Origin of the sequence: Zwartia hollandica (genome assembly GCF_019923725.1) — a bacterium.
In the GTDB taxonomy this organism is placed as follows: domain Bacteria; phylum Pseudomonadota; class Gammaproteobacteria; order Burkholderiales; family Burkholderiaceae_B; genus Zwartia; species Zwartia hollandica.
Genome location: NZ_JAHXRI010000006.1, coordinates 865,240 through 881,947 on the forward strand (window position 1 = coordinate 865,240; position 16,708 = coordinate 881,947).

At 50.8% G+C, this 16,708-nt stretch carries 14 protein-coding genes; 9 read left to right on the forward strand and 5 right to left on the reverse strand.

All coding sequences use genetic code 11. From position 1 onward, the window contains the following. The first annotated feature begins 3 nt into the window (after positions 1-3). Together KZZ10_RS07515 and KZZ10_RS07520 are read left to right on the forward strand one after the other, a co-directional pair. On the forward strand, positions 4-1,557 hold the full coding sequence (locus tag KZZ10_RS07515) for a glycosyltransferase family 39 protein (RefSeq protein ID WP_259660865.1): 1,554 nt from the start codon (positions 4-6) through the stop codon (positions 1,555-1,557). 53 nt (positions 1,558-1,610) lie between these two features. After that, positions 1,611-2,615: a Bug family tripartite tricarboxylate transporter substrate binding protein gene (locus tag KZZ10_RS07520; RefSeq protein WP_259660866.1), complete on the forward strand. Its 1,005-nt coding sequence runs from the start codon at positions 1,611-1,613 to the stop codon at positions 2,613-2,615. Between the two features lie 2 nt (positions 2,616-2,617). Here KZZ10_RS07520 and KZZ10_RS07525 read toward each other — a convergent pair whose 3' ends face one another. After that, positions 2,618-3,646, reverse strand: a complete 1,029-nt coding sequence (locus KZZ10_RS07525) for a Bug family tripartite tricarboxylate transporter substrate binding protein (protein WP_259660867.1) — start codon at positions 3,644-3,646, stop codon at positions 2,618-2,620. Positions 3,647-3,729: 83 nt separating this feature from the next. On the opposite strand from KZZ10_RS07525, the gene KZZ10_RS07530 reads away from it, so the two are divergent. Together KZZ10_RS07530 and KZZ10_RS07535 are read left to right on the forward strand one after the other, a co-directional pair. Beyond that, entirely contained in the window at positions 3,730-4,356 is a 627-nt protein-coding gene (locus KZZ10_RS07530; protein ID WP_259660868.1) for a glutathione S-transferase family protein, read from the forward strand. A gap of 8 nt (positions 4,357-4,364) precedes the next feature. Continuing rightward, complete coding sequence (locus KZZ10_RS07535; protein ID WP_259660869.1) at positions 4,365-5,264, forward strand: DMT family transporter; 900 nt, start codon at positions 4,365-4,367, stop codon at positions 5,262-5,264. 33 nt (positions 5,265-5,297) lie between these two features. On the opposite strand, the gene KZZ10_RS07540 is transcribed toward KZZ10_RS07535, so the two are convergent. The 4 genes from KZZ10_RS07540 to KZZ10_RS07555 are packed head-to-tail and all read right to left on the reverse strand — an operon-like array spanning position 5,298 to position 10,259. Next, complete coding sequence (locus KZZ10_RS07540; RefSeq protein ID WP_259660870.1) at positions 5,298-6,125, reverse strand: methyltransferase domain-containing protein; 828 nt, start codon at positions 6,123-6,125, stop codon at positions 5,298-5,300. A gap of 56 nt (positions 6,126-6,181) precedes the next feature. Then, positions 6,182-7,261 (reverse strand): ABC transporter ATP-binding protein, encoded by a 1,080-nt coding sequence (locus KZZ10_RS07545; protein ID WP_259660871.1) that lies wholly within the window; start codon positions 7,259-7,261, stop codon positions 6,182-6,184. Next, positions 7,258-8,943, reverse strand: coding sequence for an ABC transporter permease (locus tag KZZ10_RS07550; RefSeq protein WP_259660872.1), 1,686 nt, complete (start codon positions 8,941-8,943; stop codon positions 7,258-7,260). Before KZZ10_RS07550 ends, KZZ10_RS07545 begins: the two co-directional genes overlap by 4 nt. A gap of 11 nt (positions 8,944-8,954) precedes the next feature. Next, a complete protein-coding gene (locus KZZ10_RS07555) occupies positions 8,955-10,259 on the reverse strand; it encodes an ABC transporter substrate-binding protein (RefSeq protein ID WP_259660873.1) in 1,305 nt (434 codons plus the stop codon). 306 nt (positions 10,260-10,565) lie between these two features. Here KZZ10_RS07555 and KZZ10_RS07560 point away from each other — a divergent pair, with 306 nt between their 5' ends. The 5 genes from KZZ10_RS07560 to KZZ10_RS07580 are packed head-to-tail and all read left to right on the forward strand — an operon-like array spanning position 10,566 to position 16,700. Beyond that, a complete protein-coding gene (locus tag KZZ10_RS07560) occupies positions 10,566-11,291 on the forward strand; it encodes a maleate cis-trans isomerase family protein (protein WP_259660874.1) in 726 nt (241 codons plus the stop codon). Positions 11,292-11,321: 30 nt separating this feature from the next. Then, positions 11,322-11,762 (forward strand): tripartite tricarboxylate transporter TctB family protein, encoded by a 441-nt coding sequence (locus KZZ10_RS07565; RefSeq protein WP_259660875.1) that lies wholly within the window; start codon positions 11,322-11,324, stop codon positions 11,760-11,762. Further along, complete coding sequence (locus KZZ10_RS07570; protein WP_259660876.1) at positions 11,762-13,255, forward strand: tripartite tricarboxylate transporter permease; 1,494 nt, start codon at positions 11,762-11,764, stop codon at positions 13,253-13,255. Before KZZ10_RS07565 ends, KZZ10_RS07570 begins: the two co-directional genes overlap by 1 nt. After that, a complete protein-coding gene (locus KZZ10_RS07575) occupies positions 13,256-14,260 on the forward strand; it encodes a tripartite tricarboxylate transporter substrate binding protein (protein ID WP_259660877.1) in 1,005 nt (334 codons plus the stop codon). Between the two features lie 7 nt (positions 14,261-14,267). Then, positions 14,268-16,700 carry an oxidoreductase gene (locus KZZ10_RS07580; RefSeq protein ID WP_259660878.1) on the forward strand — a complete coding sequence of 811 codons (2,433 nt, stop codon included), beginning with the start codon at positions 14,268-14,270 and terminating at the stop codon, positions 16,698-16,700. The last annotated feature ends 8 nt before the right edge of the window (positions 16,701-16,708 follow it).

Consider the following 16,708-nt stretch of genomic DNA (forward strand, 5'->3'; position numbering starts at 1 on the left):
AACGTGTCAGTTTTTAATCCTATTGGATCGATAAAAACGTTCCTCAGCCAGCTCGATGCAACCGATGCACAGCAATTGCGCAGGGTAACTCTTGCGTATATTGCTTTGCATGCAGTGTTCTGGTTCTTTATTGCGATGGTGAGTCATACGGCCCCCCATAAAGATAGCATTGAGGAGCTATTCTGGTTGCAGCATTTTGACTGGGGTTATCCAAAGTTTGGTCCAATTGGCACATGGTGGGTGCATCTATTTGTTGTGGTTTTTGGTCGTGCGGTCTGGGTGACTTATCTGGCGGGTGTCGTTAACGTCGCCTTGATGCTTATCGTGGTGTGGCGCATCGCGCTCCTGATTGCGACACCGGCTCGTGCACTGATGGCCGTTGTTCTGACGAGCCTCGTGATTTATCACAACGTGAACGGCTTGCAAGTCAGCTCAAATTTAATGCAGTTGTTTCCCACTGCTTTATTTTTGTGGGCTGTCTTGTTGGCAGTTCGTAATCAGAACTGGTGGCGGTGGGCGCTCTTGGGCATCGCAGGGGCGATTTGCTTGCTCACTAAATATGCCGTGGGTATTTGGTTTGCTGTCATGGGAATCTGGATTTTGTTGGATTCTCGAATGCATAACCGGCGTGCCATGATGGGTATTAGCATTGCAATGATTGCGGGTGCGCTTGCGATGATTCCACATATTGAGTGGCTGATTCGTGAGGATGCACCGACTTTGCGTTACATGCAACGGCAAGTTGGTGGGCAAGTCAATCACTTGGCCGAGGTGTTTAAGTTCTTGGGTAGCCAGTTAGGAAAGCTTGCCCCTCTGCTCATTGCACTAGTTGTCATTCAGTTGCAATTTAAACGTGACGGAGCACCGGCACAGTCGTGGAAGGGTTCTGCCAATACAACCACCGAAGAACGCTACGTGTCTTTTACTGCCTACGGCCCTATGTTGGTGACGTGCGTACTAGGTGCGATATGGATCGATCTCAACGCCAATTGGGCAACAGCTTATTTCGTTGTGCTTGGCTTGTGGGCTCTGCGTTATGTGCCACGAGTCGACACGTCTTTAGCGTTACGTCGGGTGGTGGGTGTCGGACTATTCCTCAATATCTTAATTGCCGTGTCGGTTGGCTTGTACTACGGTTTAGTGGTTGATTTGACTGGACGCGTAGCTCGGGCGAATTACCCCGCCAAACAGCAGGGAGCTTTACTCGATGAGGTTTGGGACGCTAAGACACGCGGGCCGTTAAAGGTCGTGATTGGTGAAACCTGGGTGGCGGGCGTGACATCGGTGATGTCTAAGGATCAACCGCTAGTTGTGCCGTATGGGCTCTATCACCAGGGCCCTGCTGTCTCTCCTGCGTTGATTAAAAAGTGTGGCGCGCTGATTGTGATTGATGCGGCTGAAGAGTCCCGACCGCTAAACGACGGTATGAAGAGTTTCTTGGCACAGGCGACAAAAACGGGATCGATCAATATGTATTGGAATCGATTTAGAGATAAAAACCCAATTGAAATTAAATGGGCCATTATTGAACCAGAGTCCAAAGGTGCTTGTCGCTGACGAGTGCCTTTTAGTTAAAGATCATTAATTTACTTAAGAGTTGGTCAATCAAAATGAAACGTACATTGAATAAGCTTTTTCCTGCCAGAGTGTTACGCGGTCTGGGTGCTCTTGCTCTGATGAGCCTGACGGTCGGAGTGCAAGCGCAACAGAGCTATCCCAATCAGCCGATTCGGATCGTCGTCGGTTATGCGGCAGGGGGAACGACAGATATTTTGGCTCGATCACTTGGCGAGCAAATGGGGAAAATTCTTGGGCAAACTATTATTGTTGACAATAAGCCGGGTGCAGCGAGCAATATCGGAGCCGCCTATGTTGCGCAGTCGAAGCCGGATGGCTACACCCTTTATATGGCGACTGTAGCGAGTCACGGGATTAATCCTGCTTTGTATAAAGGTAAGCTCACCTTCGATCCCTTGAAGGATTTTGCACCGATTTCATTAGTTGCTTCGATACCCCTCGCATTAGTGACGAGTGTTAAGTTACCTGTCAAAACGCTCGGCGAGTTCGTTGACTATGCCCGCAAAAATCCGGGCAAGTTGAATTACGCTTCAAGCGGTAATGGCTCTCCGGGACATCTTGCCGCTGCCATGTTTAACGACGCGATGAAGCTTGATATTGTGCACATTCCTTTTAAAGGCGGCGCCTTAGCGAATACCTCGGTCATCGCGGGTGACACACAGTTGACATTTGCCACCTTGCCTGGAGTGCTACCGCATGTGCAGTCAGGTAAGTTGAATGTACTTGCGGTCACTACAGCAGCGCGCTCCAAGGAAATTCCACAGACTCCAACCATAGCAGAGGCTGCGAAGTTGCCAGATTACGAGATCAACACTTGGAATGCGTTACTTGCACCCAAGGGCACACCACCAGCGGTCGTGGAGAGGTTAAACGCTGCGATTGCCCAGGCAATGAAGTCACCGGATTTGATTCAGCGTTTTGAGCGTGAAGGCGCAACGCCCGTGACGAGCACCCCCGAGCAACTCAATACCTTTATTGCGACTGAGATCGTTAAATGGGGTAAAGTCGTTGACCGTACCCCGATGAGTACTAACTGAAGCTAGTTAGTTTTAAGGTCTGCTTCACGTACGATTTGCTGCCATCGTGGGACATCGATGCTTAGAAATTTTGCAAATTCTGCAGGTGAGTCGCCAACCGTGCGGCCACCTTCCTTCGCAATTTCTTTGACAAAATCAGGAGAGCCGAGGATTTTCTTTAGCTCACGGTTGAGGCGGTCTACGATAGCGGGCGGCGTGCCTGCAGGTGCGAGTAGTGCGTACCAATTTTCTGCCTCATAGCCTGGTAGACCCGACTCGGCAACCGTTGGTACGTTGGGGAAACTGGGCGAGCGCTCTTTTGAGGTAATCGCAAACGCCTTGATGCGACCGCTTTCTACGTGTGGGCTGATCACTGCAATGGTGCTGAAGTAAAGTTCCACCCGATTGCCGATGATGTCGGTAATCGCTGCAGACTGACCCTTATATGGGACGTGCACCGCCTTGATTTTCGCTTGGCTCACGAACATCTCCCCGGCTAAGTGCCCGAGCGTTCCAGAGCCGGGCGAACCGAAACTCAGTTTGTTTGGGTTCGCTTTGGCAAGCGTTATGACCTCTTTCATATTGGCAGCAGCAAGCGTTGTTGGTCCAACGACGAGGAGGGGTGCGGCGGCTAAGCGCGTAATGGGTGCGAAGTCTTTAATTGGATCGTAGTTCAGCGTAGACATCATTGCGGGTGCAATGCCAAGGTTTGCGGCCTGTCCAAAAAGAATGGTGTAGCCGTCAGGCTTTGATTTAGCGACAAAGGATGCGGCAATCGTCGAACCTGCACCGGGCTTATTCTCAACAATTACAGGCTGACCGATCAGAGGTGAGAGGCGCTCAGCAACCATGCGTGCCATGAGATCTGAGCCCCCGCCGGGAGGAAAGCCCACAACAATCTTTAGGGGTTTGTCAGGAAAGGTTTGAGCAAGACTAGGCCCAGCAACTGACAAGCTCAGGCTCGTAAAGAGTGCCAAGCTTGCCATGCGCGTAGCTGCTTTCGCAGAAAAGTGCTTTTGAAAGCATTGATTGAATGAATAAACCGAACCCATGACCTAATCTCCTATATATTTGTGTTTCTTGCTTTTTACCTTACACCAGCAGGTCTCACTTCACAAGACGGGTATTCAATAACATGACCATTCAACTTTTTGCTTTTGACACACCTAATGCCCGAAAGATCTCTGTCGCTCTTGAGGAAATGGGGTTGTCCTATGAAGTGACGACCGTCAATATCGGAAAAGACGAACAGTTCAGTCCTGATTTCTTGAAGTTCAGCCCAAACAACAAGATCCCTGCAATCATCGATACGGATGGCCCTGGTGGTAAGACGGTCACCGTCTTTGAGTCCGGTGCGATACTGCTATACCTCGCAGAGAAGACTGGTAAGTTTCTGCCCCAAGATTTGATTTCGCGCGTGCCTGTCTACGAATGGTTGATGTTTCAAATGAGCGGCTTTGGACCAATTCCTGGCCAAGTGCATCACTTTCTTGGACTCTCCAACGAAGAGGATAAGCGTTACGGTGTTGAGCGCTTCAGTAAAGAAACACGTCGACTCTATTCAGTAATGGATAAGCGCTTAGCAACAAATACATATTTCGCGGGTGATTTATCAGTCGCAGACTTCGCGATTTTAGGTTGGGCATGGCGTCATCAACGCCATCAGGTCGATTTGGCTGAATATCCAAATGTTAAGCGGTGGTACGAGACTATGATGGCGCGTCCTGCGGTCCAGCGCGGATTTGCCGTTGCTCTTAAGTAGCGGCACGCATGAAAACACAAGCGATCTCAGGGCCAGCCTTTGCTGCATTGTTGTTGGTGGCCTTGTTGATGGGCTCGAATCATATTGCAGCTCGAATCGCATTTGATAATGGTGCAGATGTGGCGGCAGCAGTGGTGATGCGCAGTAGTATCACCGCTGTCGTGGTGGGCTTGATTATCCTCGTGCAGGGCGTGTCGATTCGACTGACTCCTCGGCACAAAAAAGTGTTGCCGCTCGTTGGAATCCTTTTTACGATTCAAAGTGTGACCATTTATTCTTCCGTAGCAAGACTGCCGGTCTCCCTCGCGCTGCTGGCGTTTAATACTTATCCCTTGTGGATTGCGATGTGGGCGCGCGTGTTGTATCAAGAACGACCCGAGCCTCTCGTCCTGAAGGCGATGCCCATTATGCTAATCGGATTGGCGTTAGCGCTAGATGTGTTTGGTGCAGCGTCTGGCTTAGGTATGCAACGACAATGGCAGGAAATTGGTTTAGGCGTTGCCTTTGCTCTAACAGCCGCCTGCTCGTTTGGGCTTGGCATGGTGCTCATTCAACACAACGCGGCAGATCTGGACGGTCGTGTGCGTACAGTAGCGACCATGGCAATGGTCGGCGTCTTAACAGTAATCGGCGCTCAATTCACCGATGCGATGCAATGGCCCACTGCTGCGGTGGGGTGGTGGGGTCTAATCGCCTTAAGTGTCTTATACGGGACTGGTTTCACAATCATGTTCACGGTATTGCCGCGCCTGGGTGTTGTTGGAAACTCTGCCATCATGAACGTTGAGCCCATCGTAGCCTTAGTCCTTGCATGGCTCATTCTGGGTCAAAAGATCGCAATCATTCAGGTGGTGGGAGCCTGTATTGTAGTGACGACAGTGATTTTTCTGGGGTTACGAAAAAAATAGATCTGATCGGTGACGGCAATCGATTGGGTGTGATTAACGTTTCGCGGTAATTCGAACAGATGGATCTGCATCGAGTGTGCCGGAGAGGGCATCACCAATGACTTCACCTTTAAATGTTTGCATGACACCTTGGATATCCGCATAACTGAAGGTAATTTGTGTCCCGTTGAGTCTGCCTTCGATACGTTGAAAGGGCTTGCCTTGCGGTGTAAAGTCAGCATGAAACTCTTGGCTTTTTTGTACGACTGACAGAGTCACTTGATCAAGTCCCGGTATACCATCGAGCTGCAAGAACCCTTGTATGCTAGCTGGAACAATCCAGAAGTGGCCAACTGTCCCGCTGTAACCGTAAAAAGTCTTGTCAGGCACCCAGCTACCGATGGTGAATGTATTAGAGACGATCCGTGTACCGGGTTTCATGTTTACCAGAACTGGATATAGTTTTAAGTTCAGCGAAGGTAGCAGGTAAAGAGTGACGACGGTTGCTTTCGAAAAATCCTCTGCGAAGATATCTCCGGTAATGATCGTGACCTTATCGGATACGCCGGCGTTTTTTGCGTTTTGCCGAGCATGCTCGGCCATTTGGGGATCAAATTCGATCCCGACTGCCCGCGCGCCATATCGTCTGGCAGCTTCAATCGCTATCTTGCCGTCGCCCGCACCAAGATCGTAGACAAGATCTTTATCAGTTACGTGAGCGGCTTCCAGCATTTTCAATAAAAGGCTATCGGGCGTTGGTACCCAAATAACATCCTTACCCTCCTGTGCCATGACAGGTTGATAACCGGTGGCTGATGGAGCCGTTGCGCTGCATCCTGCTAGGCATGCACCAAGGGTGATACAGGCAATTAGAGTTTTCATGAGGCAGTAACGAATAGCCGTGTAGGGGCAAAAGATTGGATCGCTTTTATCTGCATTTAATTTGCAACAAAGCGAAGCTCTTCCGACGGGATGCGAAGATGTACTTCAGAACCAGTAGGCAGCGCCGCTTTTCCGCGACTGTGTGAAACATCCGCGCGCACGATTGCTTCACCAACACGCACGTCATAACGGAAAGCCTCACCTAAAAACTCGGCGCTGAGTATTTCACCCTGCAGCGCTAAGTGCCCAGCAAGATCGCTTTGCGCATCGGAGGCGAATCGCACCGCATGTGGTCTGAATGCTAGATCCATTTCAGTAGTCTGTTGCTCGAGCCCCTTCGGCAAAACAATCTCTCCGAGCTTGGGTGAATTAAAACGAAGATGATCCCCATCTGTATGGAAACGACCCGCAAATAAATTGACTGAGCCTACGAACTGGGCGACGAATCGATTTACTGGAAAATCGAAGAGATCCATCGGAGATCCAACTTGCTGAATGATGCCCTGATCCATGACTGCAACTCGGTGACAGGTCGTCAGCGCTTCCTCTTGATCGTGCGTCACAAAAATCGTGGTGAGACCGAGACGTTTTTGTAGTTCCACAAGCTCGTGTCGAGTCTGTGTTCTGAGTTTGGCATCTAAGTTCGACAGGGGTTCATCAAGCAGCAGGACCTGAGGCTCGATTGCCAGTGTTCGAGCAATCGCGACGCGTTGTTGCTGGCCACCGGAGAGTTGTCCAGGACGACGCTCTGCCAAGCCACTAAGATCCACTAGTTCGAGCGCTTCACCAATTTTTCTTTGGATTTCCGCTTTTGGCAGCTTACGCGCTTCAAGTCCAAAGGCGACGTTTTGTGCAACCGTCATATGTGGCCAGAGCGCATAACTTTGAAACACCATTCCGACATTACGCAACCAAGGTGCGGTGCCCGTCACGTCTTTACCATCGATCAATAATTCGCCACGCTGATGCTGATTAAAGCCGGCAATGAGGCGAAGAAGCGTTGATTTACCTGATCCAGACGGACCGAGTAGAGCGAAAAACTCACCTGGTTCGATGCGCAGGTTGATGTCCTTCAATACGGCTGTCGAGCCGAATGAAAGTGCGATGTTACGGATGTCGATTGCGACGGATTTCATGTCCGGGCTCCAACGTTTTGATGTGGTGTTGCAGTTGCAGCGATGCGATGGCTGAGATATGTACCCAGTGCGACTAAGGTGATGGCAATAACGCTTAGTGCAGCGCCGGGTCCACGTCCTGCGATCGACTGAAAGTAAAGATAGATACCATAGGACATGGGTGCCATACTTTCTTTGCTAGTTAACAAAATGGTTTCTGAAATCTCTGCTGCCGCAGTGATGAAACTTGTGACAAATCCAGCAAGAAGACCGCCCATCATCAAGGGGAGGACGATTTTGCGAATTGTCCGCCACCGGCTGGCACCGACGCTCTCTGCGGCCTCTTCTAGTGCGGGGTGCACTTGCGTCAATGCCGCCATACAGGACCTCAGTGCATAGGGTAGCCGTCTCACCGAATACGCCAAGACGAAAATTAACCAGCTTGCCGTTAATGCCCCAGCCCCAAAGGGGAGTTCGACATCACGAAAGGTGCGAAGGTAGCCAATGCCCAACACCAAGCCCGGCATCGCAAGCGCGACGGTCACGAGATGATCTAAGATTTGACGGCCGGGGATTGTGGTTCGAATCACAATGTAGGCGATCGCTGCGCCTAATACGACATCGATAACAGCAGCTAGACCACAATAAAGAATGGTGTTCCAAATCATCTGTTTTGCATCACTAAAAATAGTGAGATAGTGCGCAAAGGTGAATTGCTCCGGAAGAACGCTGAAGCTCCAAACCTTAAAGAGCGACATCAATAAAATTCCTAGATGAGGGGACAGCACCAACATGAGTATGCCAATGATCCAGCCATAAGCCATCACGGTTTGCCATGAAGAAAGTTTCCGCTTTGGCGCTTGGGCGCCGCCGCGTGAAATCAAGGCATAGTCGCGACGTTTGACAAACCACCAAGACCCCCCCATCGCTGCGATGGAGAACAGCACGAGGATGACGCAAATCACGTAGCCAATGGGGTCTTCGATACCAATAGAGGTGACGCGCAAATACGCCTGTGGCGCTAGCATATTTGTCACATTCAGCACGAGTGGTGTGCCTAGGTCATCGAAGACCTTGATAAAGACAAGCGAGGCACCGGCGATGTAACCCGGCAGTGCCAAAGGGAAAATAACTTTACGAAATAGTCGCCAACCTGACGCACCGAGATTTTGACCTGCCTCTTCCATTGAGGAGTCGATTGTTGCGAGTGATGCGGAAAGGTTAAGTAGGATAAATGGAAAGTAGTGTAGTGTTTCGACAAAAATGATGCCGCTTAAGCCCTCCATCACAGGGATGCTAAAGCCAAAGAGATCCATCAAGATCAGGTTGACTGCACCCGAGCGTCCAAAGATCAATTGCATCGCCGCTGCGCCAACAAAAGCCGGCATCACTAAAGGCAATACCCCCAGCGTTTGGATTAAGACTGCTCCCCTAAACTGAAACCGCATGGTTAGATATGCGAGGGGTATAGCAATCAGTGTGGCGCCAAGAACGGTCATCCCTGCGACAAATAAGCTGTTCGCAAATGACTCTCTCATTAAGGAAATTTGAAAGAACGCGAAAAAATGCGAGAGCGTTAACCCACCGTGTCCGTCTGAAAAAGCTGTGTAGACAACCGAGACAATTGGACTGATAAGGAAGACGGCTAAAAAAACCGCAATCGCGATTGCAATTGCGGTCAGACCCAGGCTGTTACGTTTCAACGTAAGCTCGACTATTTGGCAGAATTAGCGAGAGTCACCGCACGAGCGTAATTTGCTTTAGCGCGAGTGGCCCACTCTTCTTCGATTTTTGCTTTGGCTCTGGATGCTTCGGCATCAGATTTGTTGCTCTTAAATAGAGCAAGTAGAGTTTTGTCTTGAATTTGCTTTTCATCGACCGCTGGAGAGAAAGCGAGTTGGCGGGCCTCTTCAAGTTGAGCACTAGATTTTCCGCCTAAACGCTTCTCCGCGTCATGAATCGCTTTAGTGGCCGCTACCAGCTCTTTATGACGGAACGTAATCATTTGATCGAATAGCGATCGCACCACCATGTAGCGCGTTTCCGAAAGCTGCGAGTCAAAGTTCACCTTGGCCTGGATTGTTCCGCTAAACGGGTTGGGATAGTCTGGCGGTGCTTTTTTGTAGGTGGCTGGCAATACCGGCAGGCGACTAATTTGTTTGTCCAGCAGTAGTTGCTGCCCCTCGGGGGATAGAGTGAATTCAATAAAACGTTTGCCTGCTTCGGGAGATTTTGCGCCGTCAATCAATGCGATATTCGCTGGAACAATCGAGGTGACAGATGGGTATACAAAATCAACAGGCATGCCTGAATTTTTTGCCGCTAAGCCAAAGAAGTCAATTACCAAGCCGATACCGAACTGACCGTTCGAAACGCCATCAGGGACGCCGAAGCTGCGCTCGGTGATTGCAGCACAGTTACCGCTAATGGCCATAATTTGAGCCCAGCCCTTAGTCCAACCTTCTCCCTGAAGGATGGTTTCAACAGTTAAATGCGTCGTGCCAGAGCGAGAGGGGCTTGAGGTGGCGACGTGACTAAAGTAAATGGGCTTAACCAAGTCAGCCCATTCCTTTGGGGCAGGTAGCTTGTTCGCCTTCATGTAACGTGTGTTCCACATTAAGCCATACCCCGCAAGCGCTTGGCCGCGGTAGAAGCCCTTGGGGTCATTAACGGGATAGTTGCCAATTTTGGTAGGGATTTCCGGGTTTCCGGGGCCAATGTTTACCAGTAATTTTTGTTGAGATAGGACCTCAAAGGCGTCCGGTGCTGAGGCCCAGAACACCTCCACACGTGAGCCTGGACTCTGTTCGCGCACGTAGGCGATACCAGCGGCAGTGTTTTTATTAAGAATTTCAACGGTATCGGATGGGTATTTAGCTTCGTACGCCTTCTTGTATGCTGCGGTCAGCTCCTTGGGGAAGGATGTAACAACCGAAATCGTCTCTGCGTGAACAAGACAAGGGGAGAGCAAGGCAAGTGAAAGGGCGGCGAAACTTAAGCGGAAAGCGCTAGATTGCATATTGGCCTCTGGGTAATTGTGCAATAGAGTTGCGCATTGAGCGCGAATAGATACAGGGAAATGGTAACAGGGTCAGAGGTCGTTTTGATGTCTTAACCGATGAAAAGAATTGTTTAGGCAGGCTTTTAAATCTCGTTGGGTTCTTTGCCTAGTGCGTTGATGTTCAATTATCATGTGGGCGCTCTTTGGGCAGTCATTTACCAGCCAAAGATAAATAAAAAGAATGTAAACATCATGAGACAAGTTTTTAAGCGTAGCGCCCAAGCCTTAACCGCTAGCAACTAGATTTACTCAAGGAGAGCGACCGTGGACGGTTGGAGAGCAAGGTTAGGGTTCTTATTGCCACCTGGAAATCCAAATGTGGAGCCTGAGTTGATTGCGATGGCCCCCAAAGGTGTCTCCGTGCATTTTGGTCGGATGATCGCGCGGGGGGTCCCAGGAGCCCACGATGGGCAGGACGCGCGCACGCGTTGTCAGTTGGACCATATCGATGAGCCAACGGAAATGTTGGCGCACTTGCGTCCTCAGGTCATCGCCATGGCGCATACTGCGTCAAGCTACATGCTGGGTCGGGAAGGCGAAATCGCTCTGACCGCACGTCTTGAAAAGCAATATGACATTAGGTTTACGTCGGCGTTTGTGAGCGTCGTTGCAGCGATGGAAGAGCTGGGTGTTAAGAAAATCGCGCTCGGCACCCCCTACGCTGAAGCTCAAACATTAGCTGGCAAAGCCACCCTCGAAAGCTACGGATTGAAGGTCGTGAATTATCACCGGCTAGAGAATGTTCGCAACATATACGAAGAGACGCCAGCGCGAGCGTATGCCTTAGCGAAGGCAGCAAACACCCCCGAAGCTGAGGTGGTCTTTTTGAGTGGCGTTGGGATGCCAACGGTCGAGGTCCTGGATGCGCTTGAGAAGGATCTCGGAAAGCCGGTTATTTCCAGTGTGGCCGCAATGATGTGGAACTGCTTGCGTATTGCGGGCGTACAGCCTGTTATACCCGGCTATGGTCGCTTGCTGGCAGGCGAGTGATATTTATCGTAGGTTCTTCGGAGGTCGTGCGTGGTTGAGCGCGGATTAAATTTACTCTGGGTTGTTTTAGGTTTGGCGACGATGGTCAACGCCTGGACGCTAGGCCTGTTCGGTTCGATGGGACCCGACAGCGGTCTGTTCCCGATGATCTGCGGTGTCATCATCACAGTATGTGGCTTGATGCTGATGATTAATCGCTCTACGCGTGCGGGCAAGCCCGACTGGCCGGTTGCAGCAGGGCGGCGGCGCATACTGGGCGTACTGGGGGGGCTGATTGGGTTGACGGTGACGTTACCTTACTTGGGCTTTGCGATTTCAAGTGCACTCACTACTTTTGTATTGCTGCAAACAGTCGAGCGTTCACGTGTGCTCGAGTCTGTCATTTTGACACTCGTGTCAGTCTCGGTAATCGTGTATGTATTTGGTCATTTACTTGGCTTGTCTTTGCCTCGCGGTCCCTGGGGTTGGTGATGGAGGCAATCAATGGCCTAGCGATGGGATTTTCGGTGTTGTTTACACCTGAAAATTTATACTTCTGCTTTCTCGGGAGTCTGGTTGGCACCTTGGTTGGCGTGTTGCCAGGAATTGGGCCCCTTGCTGCCTTAGCGCTTTTGTTGCCCGTCACTTTTCAGTTAGCCCCAGTCGCAGGATTGGGGATGCTGTGCGCGATCTTTTATGGTGCCATGTATGGCGGATCGACGACCTCCATCTTGGTCAATATTCCTGGTGAGGCAGCGTCAGTCGTGACCGCTTTAGACGGGCATGCGATGGCTAGGCAAGGTCGAGCGGGGTCTGCACTTGGGATCGCAGCGATTGGCTCGTTTATCGCTGGCACGATCTCCCTCGTTGCGTTGACTTTCTTTTCCCCCTTGTTGGCCTCGGTCGCGATTAGTTTCGGCCCGCCTGAAAACTTTGGGTTGATGGTGCTTGGGCTTGTATCGACTCTGTATATGATCGGAGGATCTACAGTGAAGGGCGTTCTGATGATTGCCCTTGGATTTCTTGCCGCAACCGTTGGAATGGATATTGTTAACGGCCAGGATCGGTTCACTTTAAACAATGTAAATCTAGCTGGCGGAATTGAGATTTTGTCCGTCGTGATCGGACTGTATGGTGTGGCGGAAATTCTCGCGAATTGTGAAACGATCGTAAAGAATCAGTTACTTGCCGATAAAGTTCGTGGACTCTGGCCCTCTTTTAAAGATTGGAAGGCGTCCTGGAAGCCGATGATGCGCGGCAGTTTCTTGGGATTTTTCCTTGGTCTTGTTCCGGGTGGTGGACCGGTTACGGCTTCTTTTGTGTCTTACACGCTCGAGAAGCGGTTAGCCAAAAATCCTGAGCGCTTTGGCAAGGGTGCAATCGAAGGTGTTGCGGGACCTGAGGCAGCGAATAATGCTGCTGTTTCCGGTGGCATGATTCCATTATTTACCTTGGGTATTCCGGGCAATGCCGTCACGGCGTTACTGTTGGGTGCGCTGGTGATACAAGGTGTACAGCCAGGCCCAACATTCATTACACAGCGACCAGACTTGTTCTGGGGTGTTGTCGCAAGTATGTACGTAGGCAACGTCTTTTTGCTACTCCTTAACTTACCCCTGATCGGCTTGTGGGTACAGTGTCTTCGGGTGCCATATCGGGTATTGTTTCCGTTGATCCTGCTGTTGGCCGTTGTCGGAACATACTCCGCTAATAAAAACGTTTTCGATTTGTGGGTCATGCTTGGTTTCGGTGTCGTGGGCTATGTCCTGCGTAAACTGCAGTACGAGTTTTCACCATTCTTGATCGCGTTTGTGCTGGCCCCAATGCTTGAGCAATCGCTGCGACAGTCCTTAGTGATGTCGCCGCATGGTATGTTGATTTTTGCTGAAAGGCCGATTGCGGCCTGTTTGATTGGTATAAGTTTGATTTTAGTAGTGCTAGTTTTTCGTCAACGAAAGTTGAACCAACCCGGAGGAGACATATAAATGAAACTGATCCACTCTTTTGTTAGTTTGCTGGCTGCAGCCGCCTCGGCAACCGCCATGGCACAAGTATCACCTGAGGTGGCGAAATTAAAGCCAAAAGACTTTCCCACTCAGTCAATTGAGTACACCGTGGTTTATCCAGCTGGCGGAGGGATGGACCTCACAGCGCGGCAGCTAGCAAAATATGCTGAACAAGTGAGTGGCGACAAGATTTTGGTGAACAACCGTACCGGTGGGGCAGGTATGGTTGGGCATACTTACCTCGCAACGCAAGCCAAACCAGACGGCTACACCGTCGGCATTCTAGCTAACCTTGTGTGGGGTGACGCTATGTTGCGCGGCAAAGAAAAATGGTCTTTGTCGAATCTAGAGACCATCGCCTATATCAATAGCGATGCGCTGGCCTGGGTGTCTGCAACAAAGGGACCGTTCGCTGGCAAGTCAGCTAAAGAGATCGTACAGACAGCGAAGGATAAGCCAGGCACCGTGCGCGTTGCGATTGTGCCGGGCAGTATGTGGGAGTATCTGATTGATCAGATTGAAGCAGCGACCGGTGCAAAGTTTTTGCGTGTGCCCTTTCAGGGTGGTAAACCCGGCATTGTTGCCTTGTTAGGCGGTAACGTCGATATTGCACAGGGGTTTTACGGCGAGTTCGAGAGCTATTTACAGGCTGATCAGGTCAAACCGATTGCGGTCGCAAGCAGCAGTCGTCTGGGCAATATGAAGGATGTAGCAACCTTCAACGAGATCTTTGGAACTAAAGACATCGTTTGGAACATCATCCGTTTGGCTGTTGTGCCTAAAGGTACGCCAGCAGATCGCAAAGCCTATTTGGCAGCCACGATTAACGCGGCGGTCCGCACACCCGCCTTGTCGGCAGAGTTTGCAAAGCTTGGTGCATACGCCGATCCGCTCTTGACCAATCCTGCAACGGCGGCAGCTGAGCTTGATAAGATGGCTCAGGCCGAACGTGCGTTTTATGTCAAAACAGGTCGACTGAAGTAACCTGAATATGACGGATGCACTGTTATCCGAACCGCTTGTCCTGGCGGGCAAGCGGTTACGTAATCGCGTCGCACACGCATCGATGACGACTCACATGGGGTATCAATCTCAAGTGAGTGATCGACAGATTCAGTATTACGAAAATCGTGCGAAAGGTGGTGCCGCACTTATTGTTACGGAGCCCTTATTGATGGCTCCCCATCAGACAAATCCCGCACGTATCAGGGTTTGGAATGATGATAATTTGGGTGGCCTCAAACGTTGGGCCGACGCAGTAGAAAAACATGATTGTCGACTCCTTGGTCAGATTCAGGATCCAGGAAGAGGTCATCACGATGCAGGCCGTAACTACAGCGCACTTGCGCCTTCAGCGCTCCCCGACGATTTAAGTTGGACGATGCCTCATGCACTGACGCTCACCGAGATTAAAAATTTAATCGCTGACTTTGCCTTGTCGTCTGCACGTTTGCAACGCTGCGGCTTTAGTGGTGTTGAATTATCTGGTGCACATGGACATTTGTTTAGTCAGTTTATGTCGCCATGGTCGAACCGACGTACCGACGAGTATGGTGGTGACTGGGAGAATCGTACGCGCTTTGTACGTGAGTTGGTTTCAAGCATACGTGATTTATGCGGGCGTCAATTTATTATCGGTTTGAAGTTGCCAAGTAACGACGGCATTCCGAAAAGTATTGGGCCGGAGGAGGCTGCAGTTTTGGCTGATCTCTTTACCCGTTCTAAAGAGGTCGACTACGTTTGTTTTGCTCAAGGGGCGCATGCGCGCTCGCTTGAGACGCACGTCCCTGACAGAAATGGTCCAAACGTTCCATACATTGGACTCATTAGAAAACTTAAGGCTTCGTGTAACGAGGTTGCCGTGATGGCGCTTGGCCGAATCACGGATCCGGCCGAAGCTGAGGGCATACTGACTCGAGGTGACGCGGACCTAATAGGAATGGGTCGTACGCTCTTGGCTGATCCAGCTTGGTACAACAAGGCCATGCAAGGCCGAACGAACGATATTCGCTACTGTATTTCTTGCAACACCTGTTGGGACACGATCATTACCTATGGTGAGCCCCTAGCGTGCGTCAACAACCCTCGTGTCGCCGAGAAGAGAGAGGTCGATTGGTGGCCAAAGCCTGCAAAGCGCAAGCATCGCGTTGTCGTGGTGGGCGCTGGCATTGCGGGGATGGAAGCCGCTTGGGTTGCTGCCGCGCGGGGACATTCAGTCACTTTATTGGGGACGGGATCGGAGGTTGGCGGTAAGGCACGGTTGCGTGCTCAGCTACCAGGTGGGGAAACGATTACGAGTATTTATGACTATCAAATGGTTTGTGCACAGAGGGCTGGTGTAGATATCCAGCTTGGGAAGCGCGCTGAACTTCAAGACATTCTGTCATTGAATCCTGACTCTGTGATTCTGGCCACAGGGGGAACGATGCATCGCCCTGAATGGGTACCTGAGGAAATCGCGCGTGAGGGTTGGGTCACTAATCTCCCGAGTGCCATGCATGACGTTGTCAAGCTTTCGTCTCGTCAAGCGGGTACTGCTGTGGTCTTTGATATGGATCACACTGAGGGTACCTACGCCGCGGTAGAACTCTTGGCGCAGCGCTTCGAACGCGTTGTTCTGATGACACCTCGTGCGCTGATCGCACAAGATGAGTCACTCGTTACGAGACAAGGAATTTTGCGCCGACTGTCGATGGCGCGAGTTGAAATGTTATTGCTCAGTGAACCGGTTTGGTCTGAGCAGTTCGAAGACGGAGTGCTTGAGTATAAGAACGTTTATAACGGGGATCTCGGTCGGATCGAGAATATTTCTTTCTTGTCCTATGCGACGCCTCGTGCGGCGAATGTTGATCTCGTCGAGCCACTCAAGGCGTATGACCTTGAACTTTATCTTGTAGGCGATTGTCGTGTGGCGCGAGGCTTGATGGGCGCGACACGCGATGGTCACAAAGCGGGTGAATCTGTTGGTAGGTACATTAACTTTAGAAAGGAGACGCCAATGTCCAGCACGACTGTACGTAATATTGATGTAGATACTGCGCTCAAAGCAATCAAAGCGGCACGAGAGAAAGCGAGCGCATTGAAAGTAAATATGTCCATCGCCGTATGTGATGCGGCCGGCCACCTCAAGGCCTTTGTTCGAATGGACGGTGCTTCCTTAATCTCGCTTCAAATCGCGCAAGATAAAGCGCATACGGCGATATCGGGTGGTATACCAACGCATAAATGGCACGAGTACATCAAAGATGATGCGCCATTGATTCATGGCATCGTCCACACACCTAGGTTCATCATTTTTGGTGGTGGCTATCCGATCATGGAGAATGGTCAGATGATTGGCGGCATTGGCTTGAGCGGCGGCCATTATTCTCAGGACATGGAATGTGCTGAGGCAGCCCTAAAAGCGATCGGGCTGCCGGAGTAAGCCTAGGC